The organism is Guptibacillus hwajinpoensis (genome assembly GCF_020524165.1).
Lineage (GTDB): Bacteria > Bacillota > Bacilli > Bacillales > Guptibacillaceae > Guptibacillus > Guptibacillus hwajinpoensis_D.
The window spans coordinates 615,769-634,218 of record NZ_JAIVKU010000005.1 but is presented as its reverse complement, the minus strand read 5'-3'; the positions used below and the strand labels follow the sequence as shown (position 1 = coordinate 634,218).

Here is an 18,450-nt window from a genome sequence, read left to right as displayed (position 1 = left end):
AGGGGCGTGCTTCTTATTTTGAAAGGACTTGTTATACCCAGCCCATTCCTCTGACCAATTGAGCGACGGCAAACGTAACGCCAATGGCAATCACAGTTGGAATCAGGAAGGCGACAAACGTCCACTTGTAACTTTTTGTTTCTTTATAGATGTTGATCAATGTCGTACCACACGGATAGTGAAGCAACGAAAATAACATCATATTAAGCGCGGTTAACCACGTCCATCCTTGATCGAGGAAGATGTTTTTTAAGTCAGCCAGATTATCGACTTCGAGCATGGATCCAGTGGATAAATATCCCATGAGCAGGATCGGTAGAACGACTTCATTTGCTGGTAAACCGAGAATAAACGCAAGCATAATGTAACCATCTAACCCTAGTGATTGAGCGAACGGATCCAGAAAATTCACACCGTACATAAAGATGCTCGTGTCACCAATATAGATATTGGCAAATACCCAGGTCAGGATACCAGCAGGTGCTGCGATTTTGATCGCTCTCATAAGAACCGCATACGATTTATTTAGGGAAGAGCGGACTACCGTATCAAAAAACTTTGGTCGACGGTATGGTGGTAGCTCTAACGTATAGTGCGTCGGGACGCCTTTTAGCATTGTTTTAGAAAGCACCCATGACACCACAAACGTAACGAATATACCGAAAATGACAATCCCAACAATGACGCCAGACGAGACAAGTGTTTTCATTCCACCTGTAAAACCAGCTGCCATAAAGAGTGAGGCAAGCACGATGAGTGTGCCCCAGCGACCATTACACGGAACAAAATTATTCGTTAGAATCGCAAGCATCCGTTCTCGAGGTGATTCAATGATGCGAGTAGATAGTACAGCTGCTGCATTACATCCAAAGCCCATGGCCATCGTAAGCGACTGTTTTCCGTGGGCACCAACTTTTTTAAAAAGGCGGTCCATATTAAAGGCGACCCTTGGTAAATATCCGTAGCTTTCAAGTAAAGCAAACGTTGGGAAGAAAATCGCCATAGGGGGTAACATGACACTGATGACCCAGGTTGTTCCCCGATAAAGTCCTAGAACAAGCACACCGTGGAGCCAGTCTGGTGAATTCAGTGCAAAGAAGGCCATGGAAATATAGTCTTCTAACCACGTAAAGAAGCTTGCAAGCATAGAAGAAGGTACGTTAGCACCAGCGATTGTGAGATAGAAAATAAGGCCAAGCATCGCGAGCATAATCGGAAAGCCCCAGATTGGTGAGGTGAAAACAGCGTCCAATCGTTCCGTTTTCTTATCTTCTTTGCTTTTCGTAAAACGAACTGTTCTACTACATATTTGTTGACTTGTTTGATATAAACTTGAGACCACTTCATCTCTGAGGGAAGAAGTTGAAAGCTCATTGGCTTGATTTAGAAGTTCTCTAAATGACTGCCGCTCGTTTTCTGAACTGTATTCCACGTTGATTCCTCCTCCTGATGCATTCTCTTTTGTATTTCATCTAATAAAGAAGTATCGCCGTCAAGAAGTCTGAGTGCGATCCACCTTGATGGAAAGCGATCTCCCACAAGTTTTTTCACATTAGGTACAAGCTCGCTAATTTTCCCTTCGATTTCATCATTGTATTGAATGGCGTAGGGAGAGGTAGTGATTTCGCCTCGAATCATTCGATCAATCGTATCTAATAGAGCTGGGAAACCTGTTTTATTTCGCGCTGATATTTTTAATACAGGAACCCCAAGCTGCCGCATAAGTTTCAGTTCATCAATTTCAATTCCACGTTTTTTTGCTTCATCGATTAAATTTACACAAACGATCACATTTGATGTCATTTCCATCACCTGTAGAGCAAGGTTTAAATTACGTTCAAGTGAGGTGGCGTCAAGTACGACAAGGGTTACATGAGGTTTCTCAAACACAATGTAATTCCTCGCAACCTCTTCATCGGTTGAATTTGAATACAAAGAGTAGGTTCCTGGTAAGTCGATTAATCGATACGTGCTTTTCTTATAGTGAACAGATCCTTCAGCGAGGCTAACTGTTTTACCGGCCCAGTTGCCTGTATGCTGTTTTAGTCCCGTCAGAGCATTAAATAGTGTGCTTTTACCTGTATTCGGATTTCCAGCGAGCGCGATTCGATATACCTCATTCGTTGTCATGTTGTATCAACTCCCCGGTGATTTTTATGCTTTCTTCTTTTCGAAGTGCAATGGTTGTATGGCTCACGCGAAAGGCAATCGGATCACCTAGTGGACTTTTCTTTAATACATCAACGATGGCGCCAGGAACAAATCCTAAATCCAGAAGTCTTCTTCTCATAACTCCCTCAATGGCAACCTCTTTAATGCGGATGCGATCTCCTTTATTCCCTTCATATAAATTCATTAGTTGTCCTCCGTTTACTCTTTTAGCTCTTGTCTACACTTTTTCCTTAGGGCAAAATTGATAATTACATCGTATGTAACAACCGGGGCATTTGTCAATGGTTTTTATTTGATCTAAAAGAATAGTTTGATCTTTCTTACTTTTATGAATGTCATTCGTTAAAAGTGAAAAGCATTAATTTGCGTTTCACCTTTAAAGCAAACGGGTATCATCATTCGAGTGAATTCGAGTAAATACGAGTGGTGACAGGCACTCGCAAGTCGGCTTTTGTCGATTTAGATTTGCCAGGATTGGACATAGTAAGACAGACAGAAGATTTATGAGGAGGCAAATCAGCTATGATTAGTATTATTGTTGGTCTCGCTCTCTTAATGCTCCTCGCTTACCTTGGGTGGTCGATTATTTGGATTGCGCCATTGGTATCTGGGGTTGTAGCATTGTTGAGCGGAATGAATATTCTCGAATCCTATACAGGAACGTATATGGAAGGCTTTGTTGATTTCGCGAAAGCGTATTTCCCGATTTTCTTATTTGGAGCGATTTTTGGGAAATTAATGGAGGACACAGGGGCAGCGCAGTCCGTTGCTTATAAAATCTCAAACTTAATTGGAGAGAAACGTGCGATTCTAGGGATGCTGATCTCTGCAGCGATTCTTACATATGGAGGCGTGAGTCTCTTCGTAGTTGTATTCGCCGTTTATCCATTAGCAGTGGCGATGTTCCGCCAAGCAAACGTATCAAGGAAGTTACTCCCATCTACGTTTGTTTTGGGAGCTTTTACATTTACGATGACGGCTCTCCCAGGAACACCACAGATTCAAAACATCATCCCAATTAATACGTTTAAAACGTCGACCATGGCAGCGCCGATTCTCGGAATTGTCGCTGGTTTAATTATGGCAGTTGGGGGTTATTTTTATCTGAAGTTCCGTGAGAAGCAGCTCACAAAAAATGGTGAGGAATTTACAGAACCTAAAGGTTCAAACGAAGTAAAGAGCATAAATGAAGATGAACTTCCGAACTGGATTCTATCTGTGATTCCGCTAATCGCTGTTGTGGTGACACTGAATGCGTTTGAAAACTTAAGCATTTTAATTGCACTTGGTATCGGAATCTTGCTCATCATGCTCTTTAATATTAAAAATTACAAGCAATTCATTAAAGCGATTAATGGAGGCGCATCTGGCTCTGTTATGGCGACGATTAATACGAGTGCTGCCGTTGGTTTTGGTTCTGTCGTTACAGCATCACCTGGTTTTGAAGCTGTGAAAGACCTGATCTTTGCGATTCCACTTAGCCCGTATTTTTCAGAAGCCTTTGCTGTTCAACTATTAGCCATGATTACAGGTTCAGCTTCTGGTGGAATGGGAATTGCGCTTGAAGCACTTGGTAGTGAATACTACGACATTGCCATTAGTAACAACCTTAGCTTAGAGGCGTTTCACCGCATTACAGCCGTTGCTTCAGGGGCATCCATTCTCCCCCATAATGGCGCGCTTTTAACGCTATTTACGGTAACGGGCCTAACGCACAAAGATTCTTATAAAGACGTGTTCGTGGTCGGACTAATCATTCCGATGATCGCAACGATCGCCATTATCTTCTTGGCGATGATGGGAATCAACTAAGTTACCATACGAAAATCCCCGGCTCTTCCTTAGTAAAAGGATGAGACGGGGATTTTTTTATTGAGCAGTATAACCACCATCGATGACAGCGGCTTGACCTGTAATACTTTTCGCTTTCTCGCTAACAAGGAAAATGGAGTAGTCGGCCACTTCTTGCACCTGGATTAAACGCTTCTGAGGAACAAGTGGATAAATGACTTGTTCTAGTGCTTTCTCTTTTTCGATATTGCGCGTTTTCGCAAGGTCCTCGAGCTGATTCTGAACAAGAGGAGTGTCAACGTAACCCGGGCAGATGGCATTGACGGTAATGCCGTAATCTGCGCCTTCAAGTGCGGCTACCTTTGTAAGACCAATAACCCCGTGCTTTGCGCTGTTATACCCGGCTTTGCCAGCAAAACCAATGAGTCCATTGATGGAAGCCATGTTCAGAATACGACCATATCCTTGTTCCTTCATAATTGGAAAAGCATATTTGATCCCATAGAATGGTCCCTTTAGCATAATATCAAGGATCAGCCCGTACTTCTCACTTGGAAACTCTTCAATAGGAGCCACATGCTGAATTCCTGCATTGTTAACAAGAATATCAATTCGTCCAAACTTCTTAACCGTTTCTTCAATGGCGTTCTTCACATCTTCTTCTTTCGCAACGTTCGCTACAACGCCTTCAACGGTAAAGCCTTGAGACGTTAAGCTTTCCACTGACTCCTTAAGCGTGTCTTCATTAATGTCATTGAGCATGACCTTCGCGCCAGCCTTCGCAAACTCTGTTGCAATCTCAAGTCCGATTCCCTGACCAGAGCCGGTTATTAATGCACATTTACCTTCAAGCATCGTTGTTTCCTCCTTAAGTATAAGTAACTCAGCTCTTAGGATACCCAATTATGCTCAAGATATTTCGACTTTATTCGCCCTATATCGGGTGGTGACAGGCACCCCCAACCACCAAAAAAAGCCCTCTCCCAAAGGGGAGAGGGCCAGATGCGTTATTTGATGATTTTCTGATCTCTTGCCATTTCTTTCGCTACTTTTGGTGCGAGCCAAATCATTGGCAGGAGGATAAGCGAGACTGGTACGGCTGTTACAACAATAAAGTTCTGAAGTTGCGTAATACCACTGTCTCCTGTAATAAGAAGAATGACTGCGACAGTTCCCATAAGAATTGCCCAGAAGACGCGAAGCCATCTTTGTGGATCGCCTTCCCCCGTAACGGCCATTGCAATGGTATAAGACATGGAATCACTTGTTGTGACAACGAAAAGAATCGTTAAAATCAAGAACAGTGGTGAAACAATGCTTGCAAGCGGGAATTGTTCTGTAATGGCAAACATAGCCGCTGGATTACCAGCTGCATTCAATGCTTCTGAAATAGAACCTGGATTTGAAAGTTCAAAGAAAATTCCAGATCCGCCTAGTACGGTAAACCAGAACGTTGAAATAACTGGTGCAAAAATCGAAACGGCAATAATAATGTCTCGAATGGTACGTCCTCTTGAAATACGACTAACGAGAATCGCCATCATTGGACCGTATCCGATGAACCAGCCCCAGAAGAAGACTGTCCAGAATGAAAGCCAACCAGTGTCTCCACGGAAGGTGCTCATCGTAACAAATTGATCAACATAGACACCAAATCCAGAGATAAAGTGGTCAAAGATAAAGCCGCCAGGACCGAAGATCACGATAAAGATCATTAATCCAATCGCTAGACGAACGTTGAAGCTACTTAAATATTGAATTCCTTTATACAATCCCGTAACTGCTGAAATGGTTGAAACAACCACGACAGCTAAAATGATCGAGAACTGCGTGCTGAATTGATTCGGTATGCCGAAGATTTCTTGCAAACCGTAGCTTGCTTGTAAGCCAAGGAAACCGATTGGTCCAATTGTACCTGCAGCAACTGCAATAACGGAGAATGCATCAATCAGGGTACCAAACCAGCTGTGACGAAGCTTTTCACCGAAAATTGGATAGAGAAGCGTACGTGGCTTCATTGGCATACCTTTATGGTAATGACCGTACATCATCACGACGGCACTAATTGTACCTAGAATCGCCCAGGCCAAGAAACCCCAGTGCATGAAGCTTTGAGCAAGAGCAGTATCAATCGCACCCTGTGTTCCTGCTTCAATGCCTTTTCCATCTTGAGAAGGGGGAACGGTTAAGAAATGATACATCGGTTCAGCCGCTGCCCAAAACACACCGCCACCAGCAAGTAGTGTCGCCATGATAATGGATAACCATTTATAGAGGCTAAGCTCTGGTTTATCCATCCCACCTAATTTTATTTTTCCGTATTTAGAGAAAGCCAATCCAATCCCTACAAAGAATGTCGCTAACATCAAGACTTGCCAGAATGCTCCGAAATACTTCGCAGACCAGGCAAAGCTTGAACTAACCAAGTTTTCCACTAATGAAATATCAAAAAGTGCAAGAATAACGAAGAGAATTAATACCCCACCGCTTATACCAAAGACGGGCCAATCAATACGCCCAGTTTCTTTATTGTCCATACAAGACTCCTTTAATCGCTTTTTAAACACAATTACTTACTCTATCACTACCGTTAGTATGGTGTAAAGGAAGAAATTTTAATCTAGTTCATTCCTGAATATTTTTAGGATAAATTACCAGGTAATCGATTCCATCAGCCCCCTTTTTTGTAAAATAAAATCGAAATGAGTCGAAACTATGTTTTCAGTTCATAAATACCCCTAGAAATTAAAACGAAACCGGAAAGAAATTGTGAGTCTTTTCGGTCTCGAATTCGCGATATTCGATTTTTAAAATCGTTTAAATGGGTCTTCAAAAATGGTGAATAGAGGGGTGGAATCGCCGTTTGCTAGTGTGTCATAAAGCGGGACGGACAGTGCATGAGGATGAACGAGGAGGGGTTCCTCACATAAAGGGTAGTTATTTCGACCAGTAACCATCTTCCAAATGATACTCAAGCCGCTTCATTCTAAAGTAATAAAGGCCGAGAAGAAGGACAAAACTAAAGAAAAAGTTAATGAGGGTGAGAACGAGCGTTGTGATTAAATCCCAATCGTCACGAGCATAATTGCTTATGAAGAAAAAAATAAACGCAGGAACGCCCAAAAGCCATGGATGTTTTTTCATGTTAAATTTCCGATCAGTTGGGGTGAGAAAGTTTTCATCTGATTGTTTAATGGTTCGTCTTGAAATAGAGGCGACAAGGATGAAAAGAATCAGGAAGATGGGAAAACCGATGTTAAACCCTAAATAATAAAAAGCAAGGAACGCACCACCAAAAAGTATCACCATAAAAAGAGCCCCAAGAAGAAATTCCTTGCCGGGTGAGCGAACTTTTTTCTTCAACATGAAAATGCCTCCTCATCATTAAAAATGTTTTTGTCGTTTCTGCTTCTTCTTCAAAAAAAGTACAAAACCGTCAGCCCAAACAAAACCCCAAAAGTAAATTCTTTCTACGTGGTTGTCATGAGTAATGATCCATACCTGTTATGCGACGTTGGTAAACCAAATTTTTACATGAAAAAAACGCCTGCATGTGTCATGCAGGACGCCTTTTAAACGAAAGGATCATGGAAATCTAGTCTGAGCGAGAGAAACACCTTCTCAAAGAAAGACATCAGCTCCACTTCTTAAACGGTGAATCCAGGCGTTTACTGATTAAACGCGACATAAAAAGGATGATGTTCTTCATTCAAACAATATTCCATTCGCTGACGAAAATTTTTCCACTTTACCATTTCAAGGGCTTTTTCAATAGGAAAGAACCCAACTTCAAGACTTTCTGAAGATGTTGTGAGTTCTCCTCCAATATATTTAGCTAGAAATAGCGTATTTGAAATAGACGCTTTCACATTTTGAAAAACGCCGCAGAATTTAACGATTTCAATATCAGCACCGGATTCTTCTTTCGCTTCTCGAATCGCTGCGTCAGGTAATGATTCGCCTTCTTCCACCTGACCTCCAGGGAATTCCCAGCCTCTGCGCGGTCCTTTAATTAAAAGGATCTCCTTTTCTTCATTTAAAATAATCGTAGCTGCTGAAACGATATGCTTTGGAGGATGATAAGAGTGTGGTTCGGCAGTTGATGCGAGAAAATCCTGGCTACTTCTAAGATAAAGATTGCCTAGTTCTTCTCTACGTTCCTTCGCCTTCTGGTGCAGTGTGCTTTTTCGAATCTGTTTTTCGATCTCTTCATAGTGATCAAGACTTTCATATTGCCAGGTCGCAGTAATTTCATTCTTGTTCTCATTGACCCAACGCCCCACCAATTTCGCACCGTGTTTTAGTTGATTTGGATAAAGATAAGTATGAAAAAATTCGTTGAATTCATCTAGTTTTTCAGGTTGAATCATGTAGGTTTTTCTTCGATAAATCATGTGTGATCTCTCTCCATTTCAAAAAATTTACTTCTCACGCTATTATGACAAATTATTAATATTTTGACAATTCATGTTTCAATCCGCTTTAATGGCGGTTTCGAAGTCGCACCTGTAAGCTGAACCTATCTTAATAAGAAAACGAAGGAGAGAATAACATGCCAGACTTACATGGCCGAGTCATCTTAATCACCGGAGGGAATCGTGGGCAGGGAAAAGCGATTGGCGAGCATCTTGCTTCTTTAGGAGCAAAAGTGGTCATTGGTGCACGTCAATATAAAGATGCAGAGAAAGTGTCAGGAGTGATCGGAGCCTACCCTGTGCAACTAGATGTGACGAAAGAAGGTCATTGGAAAACAGCGCTTGCGGAGATTCAATCTGAATTTGGTCAATTGGATGCACTGGTGAACAATGCCGGAATCCTAAAAAGAAAACCATTTACTGATTTATCAAAAGCCGAGTATCAAGAATTAATTGAGGTGAACCAGCTAGGCGTGTTTTTAGGGATGCAAGCAGTGGTTCCATTAATGGAGAGGCAGCGGAAAGGGGCGATTGTGAATAATGTATCGATCTCAGCATTTGCCCCCATTGGTCAGTCGGCTGCATATGCCGCTACGAAAGCAGCTGTTGTAGCAATGTCAAAGGCAGCAGCAATCGAGTTAGGTCCGAAAGGCATACGTGTGAATATGATTCATCCGGGAGGGGTAGAGACAGAGATGGCGACGCAGGGAGAGGGTGTTCCAGATTTCTATCAGACGATTCCGCTAGGCCGTATTGGACAGCCTGTGGAAATTGCGCGAGCTGTGGCCTTTCTTGTTTCTGATGAAAGCTCCTATTGTACCGGAACGGAAATGGTGATTGATGGAGGAATGACGCTTGGATCCGCTGATGTATAAATGTTTCATGTGAGGAAAAATGAGAGGGAGCAGGAGAGGTAACTTTCCCCAGTCCTTTTATTTCTTTGCATTTGTGTAAGGGTAGAGGTTACAATGAGAAACCGAGACTGGAATAAAAAGTTCGGTCTTCTAATGTTCAAAACGATCGATCTCTTGAAATAACTATGAATAGTTGAATTGATCGTTCACCATGCGATCAGGTAAGAAGCTCATCACTTTCAAGACAGAAGTACTGAAAAACCATATACAAGGTAGCAATGATCTGAACAATTAGCGTCAGACATAAGCCGAAAAGGAGAAAGATTCCTTTTCGGCTTTTTTTATGTCTTTATACCTGGCATGAGTGAAAACTGGAAAAATAACTGGAGGTTTGCGATGTTTACTTTAAGTGATATCCCTATGTTTTTTGTGAATTTCTTTTTTATTCTACCAATCGTGACATTGGTGCATGAGGCAGGACATGTACTTGTAGCAAGACTATTTGGAGGAAGAATAAAATTCTGCATCGGGACAGGGAAAAAAATGTTTAATATTGGTCCATTGGAAGTGAGAAAGAAGTACTTCATGGAAGGATGGTGTCAGTATGATAAGTTGACTTACGATAAAACGTGGGCTCATGTGTCGATTTATTTAGCGGGTAGTTTTTTCAATCTGATTCTTATTCTGATCATAAACTATCTCATTCTCACAGAAGTCTTACCTGAAGCGCTTGTCTTTAGACAGTTTGTGTATTTCTCGTTCTACTTTATTTTCTTTTCCTTAATGCCTTACAAAAATGAGGATGGGAAACCAAGCGACGGCATGGCAATCTATGACGTTATTCGCTACGGGAAAGCAGAAGACCCAATTGACTAAGTTCGACAAAAAGCGGGCGGTGACAGGCACCGCTGTACCGCCCTACCGCTCACTTCTCTTCGTAGAATGTAATCCGATTTAGAAAGGGGTCTGTAACAGTCATTTCAATGGTTTTCCAGGAGGTGTGTCTCATTCCTGGGTTCGCATAGGCATACTCTTTCTGTGATAACGTATGATGATAGTCTTCGACGTTATCAAGCTTTACTCGTATAGAGCTTCCTGGTGAAGCGTCTCCGTGATGTTCGGTTAAGTGAATTAGAGCGTTGTGAAAAGAAACTTGAATGTATTCAGGCATATTTTCTTCGTACTGATGGCGCCAATCAATCGTAAACCCTAAGAAATCGCGATAAAAGTCAGTGGCTTTTTCCGTGTCAAAGATTCGAAAAATCGGTGTAATCATGAGTAGAAAGAACCTGCCTTTCCTTCATAGTTTTCGACCTTTTTCATTTGTGAAGTGATCCGACAAACATGAGCATCGTACCCTTATCATATAACGAATCCGCACCTTAAAAAAGGGCATGTCAAAAAAAGGGTCCATAAGATTAGGACCCTGATGCAAATAAACATGTGACATAAAGAAAGAGTCCAGGCGAGCCCGGACTCTTCTAGATCTTTGTTAGCCGACAGCTTCTTCTTTTTCAGCTGCTTCATCGTTTATTTCATCATTAACCCAGGCATCCGCATTCTGAATGCCGAGTTTAGTAGGGTTGAAAACGGGGTTTTTCCCTTGTTTTCGCTGCTTCTCATAGTCTTTTAATACTTTGAAGGCAATCTTTCCTAACAATCCGATCGCAATCAAATTAATCACTGTCATTAGAGCCATAAACAAGTCCGCCATCTTCCAAACTAGACTTAAGCTCGAGATCGAGCCGATAAGCACAAAAGCCATCGTTGCAAGACGAAAGACGAACAGCGCTAACTTGCTTTCTTTAATAAACGCAATATTGGTTTCACCATAGTAGTATGAGCCAATAATGGAACTGAAAGCGAACAAGAAAATCGCTACGGAGATAAAGATACCCGACCATCCACCAATATGCGTGTTCAGTGAATTTTGAAGTAATTCAATTCCTGTGACTTCACCTGTTTTAAATACAGGGGCTAATAAGATAATGAAGGCAGTGGATGAACAAACTAAAATTGTATCAACAAATACACCGAGTGATTGAATGAGCCCTTGTTTCGCTGGGTGTGAGGTAGTAGAAGTAGCTGCCGCATTTGGCGCACTTCCCATACCGGCTTCATTCGAGAACAACCCTCGCTTCACCCCATTCATAATGGCAGCACCAATGGCACCACCTACAGCTTGTTCAACTCCAAAAGCACTTCCAACAATCAACGCTACAATGGATGGGAGCTCTGCAAAATTTAATATTAGTACAAATAAAGCAATGACAATGTACAGAATAGCCATAACGGGTACAATGACACTTGATAAGTTTGCGATCCGATGAACTCCTCCAAAAATCACAATCCCTGTAATGACGGTAATCACTAAGCCAATCACTAACCGATTCACACCAAATGCATTTTCAAACGCTAATGCGATGGTGTTACTCTGAACTGAATTGAAGATCAGACCAAACGTAATGGCAATCAGAACGGCAAAAACAATTCCCAACCATCTTGCTTTCAGACCTTTTTCAATATAATAAGCTGGACCTCCACGGAAGGCATGTGAATCTTTCACCTTATATACCTGAGCAAGTGTGCTTTCAATGAAAGCTGTTGCTCCGCCAAGCAGGGCAACCATCCACATCCAGAAAACGGCTCCTGGACCACCAAGAGTAATGGCCACGGCAACGCCTGCTAAGTTCCCTGTACCAATTCGCGTAGCGGCACCGACGCAGAATGATTTAAAAGGTGAGATGTTTTTCTCTCCATTCTTATAGTCAGGTTTTTCTCCTAATACGCGAAACATCTCGCCAAAAAATCGGAATTGAACAAATCGGGAAGCAATCGTGAAATAAATTCCGATCCCAAGTAATCCTGCAATTAGTACATAACTCCAAAGAATGTTGTTTGTTTGATCGATCATGCTTGTTAGAAATCCATTCATAAGCTGATAGCTCCTCTAGTTGTCATTAGACTTATTTTTCTGAAAATTTTATCTTGTTATTTATTATACATGGGTTCGACAAATTATCAATACATTTCGACAAATTGCAACATTTATACAATTTGTAGTAAACCTTACCAGTAACTCTTTCTTTCACCAAAAGAAAAAAGAACCATCTCAATTTCTTGAAACGGTTCTCTTAGAAAGTCCACTCTAGTGTGACCCATTTAGCTGATTCACCTCATAAGCAGCCCGTAGCCCGGATTCAATCGCACCTTCCATCCACCCGTGAAAGGAGGAAGTATGTTCTCCTGCAAAATGAAGCTTTCCTTCAGGCTGTTTAATTATTTCACCAAGGTTGTTTTCTTGACCGGGGGTGAAAAGGGTGAAGCAGCCGGCAGAATAAGGGTTTTTATTCCAATTAAAAGGAACGACTTTAATGAATTCCGTGTACACTTCGTCTCCATAGATTTTGGCTAGATCTTTAAGCAGGATACGAGTCAGTTCTTCTTTCGGTAGACTGCCCCACAGCACGGCATCCTCTCCCCAGCTATAGCTTGCTAATAGGACAGCTGATCCACCCGACCCAATTCCTTCTCCAGGTACATAACTAAACCGAACCGGTAAATCTGTGAGGGCATTTCCAACGTTGTTTTTTTCCCAAAAACGATGGCGAAATTCAATTCCAATTTTAACAGCAGGCACGTTAATGAGCTCACGAATCGCCTGCCATTTTTTGAATGAGACGGAATGATAGGGAGCAATGTCGATAAATTGAAGAACAGAAAAAGGAATGGCAATAATGGCAACATCCCCTTTAATGCGATACCGCTCATTTGTTTTTGGATTCAGTGTTGCAACAGAAATGCCGCGATCTGATTGTTTGATTTTAATCACTTTTTGATTAAGGAAAATGTTGTGCTTTAATTCTTCAACAAATGAATAAGGGAGCCGATCGTTGCCACCATCAATTTGATAGAACTTCACTTCTTTGCTGAAAATCGGATAAATAATGTCCGTTAAAATATCGGTAAAAGCAAACTCTGGGAATCCCTCGATCCCAAGCATGACGCCGATCGAGCGAATCGCATTAAGTGATAATGGCTTCCCAAGCGGATTGTATTGTAGAAATTCTCCCATTGAATATTCCCCGTATTTTTCAACAAGCTTTTCTTGTTCTTCTTCTGAGCTCGATTGATAAAGGTCGATAAAAGGTTGGGTTGCTTCAAGAAAAAGTTCTGTCGCCGTTCTTCCTTTTTCGTTTTCTTCTACTGGGAATCTGAGTATGTCCGGGTTTCGCTCATATTCTCCTTTTGTCGTGAGCACGTTGTTGATGAAAAGAAGGTCCTTCGATGACCCATTTAAAAAAGCATGGGTGGGGAGTTGGAAATGACGAATGTATTCATGAACAAGAGCGTGATTATCGGGAATTCTCATTGCACCAGCGTCCATATATTGATTCTGCGAAAACGGTTTTCGTAACGTAAATACGCGACCACCAATGCGATCATTGCCTTCTAAAATGGTGACGTGATGCCCACTCCTTTTTAACAATGACCCCGCTACTAGTCCAGAGAGTCCGCTTCCAATGATGATGACATGTTTAGGAGGACTTTTATCCGGTAACCCATTTCGAATTAGAGAGAGTAAATCTTCTGGATAGCGTAACGACGAGAATGGTTTAGTCATGAATAGTCAAAGCCCCCTTTGTTAGTCAACAACCATTTATAAATACGCCAGCGGTAATGTCCATAACGGCAGAAATTTGATTAATCATTCCCCTTATTAATCTATGTATGACAAAAAAAGGTTATGAAATGTAAATCTCTCTTAAGAGAGTGAAAGTTTCCCTTTTAAAAAGGAAAGAATGGTTAGGAAGAAGAACCGTTTCTTGGGCTCTTACATAAACTACAAAAAACAAACCAGTGGCGGTCGTTGTATTTGAAGGAGGAACGGAATGAAACCTCAAAAACCTCAAACTTCACTATTTACGAAGCGGTGCCAAAAACCAAATTTTCTTATCCTAATGGTTGATCAGCAACGTTATCCGTCAATCTATGAATCGAATGAAGTGAGAGCGTGGCAGAAGGAAAATCTTTTAACACAAGAATTGTTACGAGAAAATGGATTCGAATTTAAAAATCATTATGCTGGAAGTACCGCCTGTTCTCCAAGTAGGACGACACTTTATACAGGGCAGTATCCTTCTCTTCATGGCGTCACACAAACGAGCGGCGCAGCAAAGACGCCATTTGATCCGGATATTTTCTGGCTTGATCCAAATACCGTTCCAACAATTGGGGATTACTTGCGGAAAGCAGGGTATCAAACCTACTGGAAAGGGAAATGGCACGCATCGGACGAGGATATCATGATTCCAGGCACGAATAGTGCCTTACCGAGTTATACGTCTACTGGTGTACCGGATAAGGAAAATGTTCAGGAGTACCTTGAGGCGAGTCGATTGAATGGATTTGGTTTTAATGGTTGGATTGGCCCAGAGCCGCACGGCGCCAATCCGCGCAATTCTGGTTCATCAGCTGCTGTTGGAATGAGTGGTCGTGATATTGTGTATGCTGCTGAAGTCGTTGAGCTACTTCAAAAGCTTGAAAGAGAAGAGACGGTAGAATCGCCGCCATGGATGATTATGAGTTCTTTTATTAACCCCCATGACATCGCACTTTATGGGGTGATTTCTGAACAGAGTCCGCTTTTTAACTTTGAAATCGATCCATCTGTTCCATTTGTTCCTGAAGCACCTACGGCAGATGAAGATCTGACGACAAAACCAGCGGCACAACGTAGCTATAAAGAGGTGTATCCTAAAGCCTTACAGCCTTTAATCGATACCCCTTATTACCGGAAACTCTACTATTCGCTTCAGAAGCAGGCCGACAATGAGATGATGAAAGTGTTTCGGGCATTAAAGGAGTCGAAGTTTTATCAGGATACAATCGTTCTGTTTCTTTCTGATCACGGAGAGCTACTGGGAGCACATGGAGAACTTTATCAAAAATGGTATAACGTCTATGAAGAATCGATTCATGTGCCCTTGATTATTCATAGCCCGGCCCTTTTTAGCGGCAAAAAGAGTACAACGATGCTGACAAGTCATGTTGATGTGCTACCAACGATGCTAGGGCTTGCTGGAATTGATGAGGAAGAGGTTCAAGAACTCCTGAGTCTTGATCACACGGAAGTTCGTCCGCTTGTAGGAAGAGATCTTACCCCGCTACTGTCTGGTAGAAAGCGGTTTTACCGGGCAAATGAGCCTCTTTACTTAATGACGGATGATGACGTAACACGAGGGCTTAATCAGGTAAGCGCGACAGGGAAACCGTATGAATCAGTTGTGCAGCCGAATCATATTGAAGCAGTGATCACAACTCTTCAAACTGGAAGCGAGGGTAGGAAAGAAGTGTGGAAATACGCGAGGTATTATGACAATCCCCAGTTTTGGAGTAACCCCGGTGTGTCAGACGTAATCGTATCGCAAACAGACCCCGTTCCAACTGATGCTGATGAACAATTTTCGATATGCGTTACCACAACCAAGACCACGCCCGTCCCTGATGAATTTGAAATGTATAATTTAACTCTCGATCCGTTAGAAGAGAAGAATCTAGCTCACCCTCACTTTGAAACACAGGAATCAAAAGCAGTTCAGAAGATCTTAAATTTGGTATTAGAAGAGCAGTGCCGTCAAAAGCGCTTGTCACCAACGAGCGGAGCGGTTCCGGGCATGCCACGATGCGAGTTTACATGAGGGGAGAAGGGGAATAGTCAGAACGGTGTGAACAGCAGAAAGAAGCATTTAGAAACGTCGAAAGCGGAAGCGCATGCGCGCTTCCGCTTTCGACGTTTTGTGACACATAACGGGTGGTGACAGGCACCGCTACCAGCTATACTAAAAGATTGAAAATAATATTACTGCTAGAATAACTCCCAAGATCGGGACAATAACGGTTAGTGCTCCAAAGGCAGGATAGGCATCTTTATGCTCTTCTCCAGCAATCGCTCTAATTGTGGTTACAACGTATCCCCCATGAGGAAGAGAATCGATTGATCCAGATGAAATAGCGACAACTCTGTGTAATTCCTCTGGTACAACTCCTATGTCTAAGTAGTGAGGAGCAAGGAGAGGCAATGCAATTGATTGACCGCCTGATGCTGAACCCGTTAAACCAGCGATGACAGAGACTGCAAGCGCGCCTCCAATAAGGGGGCTACCAGGAATATCTGTCATAAATTGGACAGCGCTTTCGAAAGCCGGAGTAGCTTTAGCAACGCCTCCAAAACCAACAACAGCTGAAGTATTCGCGATCGCTATAAGGGCACCTACCGTACCTTCTGAAACCGCTTTCCAAACATTTTGGAAATAAGTTCTACTTAAAATGTATGTGGCGATGCATCCTCCAAGTAGAGCTAAAATGAGAGCGGACTGTGCAAGCATGTCATGAAAAATGTATGAAATTACCAGAACAATAATAAGAGGGATCATACTTAAGATAGGATTAGGTAATGAAGTTCTTTTTAGAGCAGGATCATTGTCTCGAGCTTCGAATTGCTCCCCATTTTTCACGGCTCGAGTAAGCATTTTCTTTAACCACCAATATCCGAAGACCATCATGAAAATGGCGACTAGTAAACTTACTTCCCAACCTGCATATGGGGATGTACCAAGATATTCAATTGGAATCCAGTTCTGAATTTCGGGAGATCCAGCTGATGTCATTGTGAATGTCGTCGAACCGAAAGCGAGGGCTGCAGGTATAAACCTTCGTGGTAAATTCGCCTCCTTAAATAGACTAAGAGCCATTGGATAAACGGAGAATGCTACAACGAATAAGCTAACTCCGCCATAAGTGAGGACGGCACAAGCAAGTACAACAGCTAGTGCAGCTTGTTTCATTCCTATTTTATCAATGATCCATTTGGATACACTATCAGCTGCTCCGCTATCTTCCATAAGTTTCCCAAAAATAGCCCCAAAAAGGAACATTAAATACCATGACATGATAAATCCAGAAAAACCAGTCATATAATTTGTTAGAAAACTTGCTTCACCTTCTTCAGCTAACTGGGGAAAAATCGGTATCTGACTAAAAATTGCAACAATAAAAGCCGAAAAGGGGGCTGCTAAGAGTAAATTCATCCCCTTCATGGTTAAGACAATAAGCAGGATGATACCTCCAAGTAAACCAATCATACTAACCATATGTTCACCCTATATCACAAACCTTATGACTTTTCATTCTTCCTTGTAGCGACGGAATTTCTTTCCACGAGATGTCCTTCTACAGTTTTGATTTGTGACTGGTCAAGCGAGCCATCGATAAGTTTAAATAAAAACTGGATTGTAGCCTCTACCATCTCGTTTATAGGTTGGTGCCAGGTTGTTAAAGAGTAGGAGGGCCAATTTGCCATTTTTACATTATCAAATCCAATGACTGAGATCTCCTCTGGAATGCTAATGCTTTGCTTTTTTAAATAATCCATCGCCCCAAAAGCTGAAATATCATTCGCGACAAATATAGCATCGATCCTCTTCTTTTGAGCGAGTAGATTCTTTGCAGCGTTAAACCCGCCTTCATAAGTATACTTACCGTTTTCAATTAAAAAAGAGTCAATTCCAGATTCTTTCAATGACTCAGCAAAACCAAGTTGACGGTCAATACTCGTAGAAGTATTTTCGTGTCCAGATATAAAAGCCAGGTGTTTGTGTCCTTTCTTTAATAAATATTGGCCAATTTCCTTACCAGCAACAAAATTATCACAAACGACTGCATTGCTTTTTGTATGAGTTGCATAACGGTTGAAAAGCACGACAGAAATCCCATTACGACTGAATTTTTCCACGGCCTTTGAGGTTAATAGAGCATCAGTAATGATGATACCTTCTACACTGTATTCGATTAAGTGCTGAACTTCATTTTCCTGAATTTCATCATTTCGTGAATGAATAAACATTACTTGATAACCCTTGCTAGCTAACATTTCATGAAATAATTTTAAAATCTCAGGATAGAAAGGATTTTCAATATCTCTCATAACGATTCCAATTATACGAGATTGGTTTGTAATGAGGCCTCTAGCTATGGCATTAGGCTGATAGCCTAATTTTTCAGCTGTTTCTAATATTAACTGCTTCTTTTTAGAAGAAATACTAGTATTCTTACTGAAAGCTCTGGATACGCTCGATTGTGATACCCCAGCTAATCGAGCGACGTCCATAGCTGTTACCTTTTTGTTTTTCATTTGACATCCTCCTGCCTGTATAGCG

General features: G+C 41.8%; 16 protein-coding genes and 1 pseudogene. 4 read left to right on the top strand and 13 right to left on the bottom strand.

Annotation, left to right across the window (positions count from 1 at the left end):
• Positions 1-31: 31 nt before the first annotated feature.
• The 3 genes from LC090_RS16325 to LC090_RS16315 are packed head-to-tail and all read right to left on the bottom strand — an operon-like array spanning position 32 to position 2,356.
• Positions 32-1,432, bottom strand: a complete 1,401-nt coding sequence (locus LC090_RS16325; RefSeq protein ID WP_226659075.1) for a nucleoside recognition domain-containing protein — start codon at positions 1,430-1,432, stop codon at positions 32-34.
• Positions 1,384-2,130: a FeoB small GTPase domain-containing protein gene (locus LC090_RS16320; RefSeq protein WP_226659074.1), complete on the bottom strand. Its 747-nt coding sequence runs from the start codon at positions 2,128-2,130 to the stop codon at positions 1,384-1,386. Before LC090_RS16320 ends, LC090_RS16325 begins: the two co-directional genes overlap by 49 nt.
• Positions 2,117-2,356, bottom strand: a complete 240-nt coding sequence (locus LC090_RS16315) for a FeoA family protein (protein WP_226659073.1) — start codon at positions 2,354-2,356, stop codon at positions 2,117-2,119. Before LC090_RS16315 ends, LC090_RS16320 begins: the two co-directional genes overlap by 14 nt.
• 338 nt (positions 2,357-2,694) lie before the next feature.
• Between LC090_RS16315 and LC090_RS16310 the strand changes: the two genes are divergently transcribed.
• Positions 2,695-3,984, top strand: coding sequence for a GntP family permease (locus LC090_RS16310; RefSeq protein ID WP_226659072.1), 1,290 nt, complete (start codon positions 2,695-2,697; stop codon positions 3,982-3,984).
• Between the two features lie 57 nt (positions 3,985-4,041).
• Here LC090_RS16310 and LC090_RS16305 read toward each other — a convergent pair whose 3' ends face one another.
• From LC090_RS16305 to LC090_RS16285, 5 genes and pseudogenes are all read right to left on the bottom strand, one after another.
• Positions 4,042-4,818 carry a 3-hydroxybutyrate dehydrogenase gene (locus LC090_RS16305; protein WP_098442638.1) on the bottom strand — a complete coding sequence of 259 codons (777 nt, stop codon included), beginning with the start codon at positions 4,816-4,818 and terminating at the stop codon, positions 4,042-4,044.
• 152 nt (positions 4,819-4,970) lie between these two features.
• A complete protein-coding gene (locus tag LC090_RS16300) occupies positions 4,971-6,500 on the bottom strand; it encodes a BCCT family transporter (protein ID WP_226659071.1) in 1,530 nt (509 codons plus the stop codon).
• A gap of 400 nt (positions 6,501-6,900) precedes the next feature.
• Entirely contained in the window at positions 6,901-7,329 is a 429-nt protein-coding gene (locus tag LC090_RS16295) for a hypothetical protein (RefSeq protein WP_226659070.1), read from the bottom strand.
• Positions 7,330-7,631: 302 nt separating this feature from the next.
• A complete protein-coding gene (locus LC090_RS16290; protein WP_226659391.1) occupies positions 7,632-8,027 on the bottom strand; it encodes an NUDIX hydrolase in 396 nt (131 codons plus the stop codon).
• Between the two features lie 93 nt (positions 8,028-8,120).
• Positions 8,121-8,333: pseudogene (locus LC090_RS16285) on the bottom strand (NIPSNAP family protein); the annotation flags it as partial.
• A gap of 182 nt (positions 8,334-8,515) precedes the next feature.
• Here LC090_RS16285 and LC090_RS16280 point away from each other — a divergent pair.
• Both LC090_RS16280 and LC090_RS16275 read left to right on the top strand, forming a co-directional pair.
• Positions 8,516-9,253: an SDR family NAD(P)-dependent oxidoreductase gene (locus LC090_RS16280; RefSeq protein WP_226659069.1), complete on the top strand. Its 738-nt coding sequence runs from the start codon at positions 8,516-8,518 to the stop codon at positions 9,251-9,253.
• Between the two features lie 375 nt (positions 9,254-9,628).
• Positions 9,629-10,108: a site-2 protease family protein gene (locus LC090_RS16275; protein WP_226659068.1), complete on the top strand. Its 480-nt coding sequence runs from the start codon at positions 9,629-9,631 to the stop codon at positions 10,106-10,108.
• A gap of 49 nt (positions 10,109-10,157) precedes the next feature.
• Here the strand turns inward: LC090_RS16275 and LC090_RS16270 are convergent, their stop codons facing one another.
• The 3 genes from LC090_RS16270 to LC090_RS16260 form a co-directional block, all read right to left on the bottom strand.
• Positions 10,158-10,508, bottom strand: coding sequence for a glyoxalase superfamily protein (locus LC090_RS16270; protein ID WP_224599754.1), 351 nt, complete (start codon positions 10,506-10,508; stop codon positions 10,158-10,160).
• 216 nt (positions 10,509-10,724) lie between these two features.
• Positions 10,725-12,167 carry an alanine/glycine:cation symporter family protein gene (locus LC090_RS16265; RefSeq protein WP_226659067.1) on the bottom strand — a complete coding sequence of 481 codons (1,443 nt, stop codon included), beginning with the start codon at positions 12,165-12,167 and terminating at the stop codon, positions 10,725-10,727.
• 213 nt (positions 12,168-12,380) lie between these two features.
• On the bottom strand, positions 12,381-13,856 hold the full coding sequence (locus LC090_RS16260) for a flavin monoamine oxidase family protein (protein ID WP_226659066.1): 1,476 nt from the start codon (positions 13,854-13,856) through the stop codon (positions 12,381-12,383).
• 268 nt (positions 13,857-14,124) lie between these two features.
• Between LC090_RS16260 and LC090_RS16255 the strand changes: the two genes are divergently transcribed.
• The gene (locus tag LC090_RS16255; protein ID WP_226659065.1) at positions 14,125-15,933 is read left to right on the top strand and encodes a sulfatase-like hydrolase/transferase; all 1,809 of its coding nucleotides are present in this window, start codon (positions 14,125-14,127) and stop codon (positions 15,931-15,933) included.
• Positions 15,934-16,074: 141 nt separating this feature from the next.
• Here the strand turns inward: LC090_RS16255 and LC090_RS16250 are convergent, their stop codons facing one another.
• On the bottom strand, positions 16,075-17,385 hold the full coding sequence (locus LC090_RS16250; RefSeq protein ID WP_226659064.1) for a GntP family permease: 1,311 nt from the start codon (positions 17,383-17,385) through the stop codon (positions 16,075-16,077).
• Between the two features lie 23 nt (positions 17,386-17,408).
• On the bottom strand, positions 17,409-18,425 hold the full coding sequence (locus tag LC090_RS16245) for a LacI family DNA-binding transcriptional regulator (RefSeq protein ID WP_226659063.1): 1,017 nt from the start codon (positions 18,423-18,425) through the stop codon (positions 17,409-17,411).
• Between the last annotated feature and the right edge of the window lie 25 nt (positions 18,426-18,450).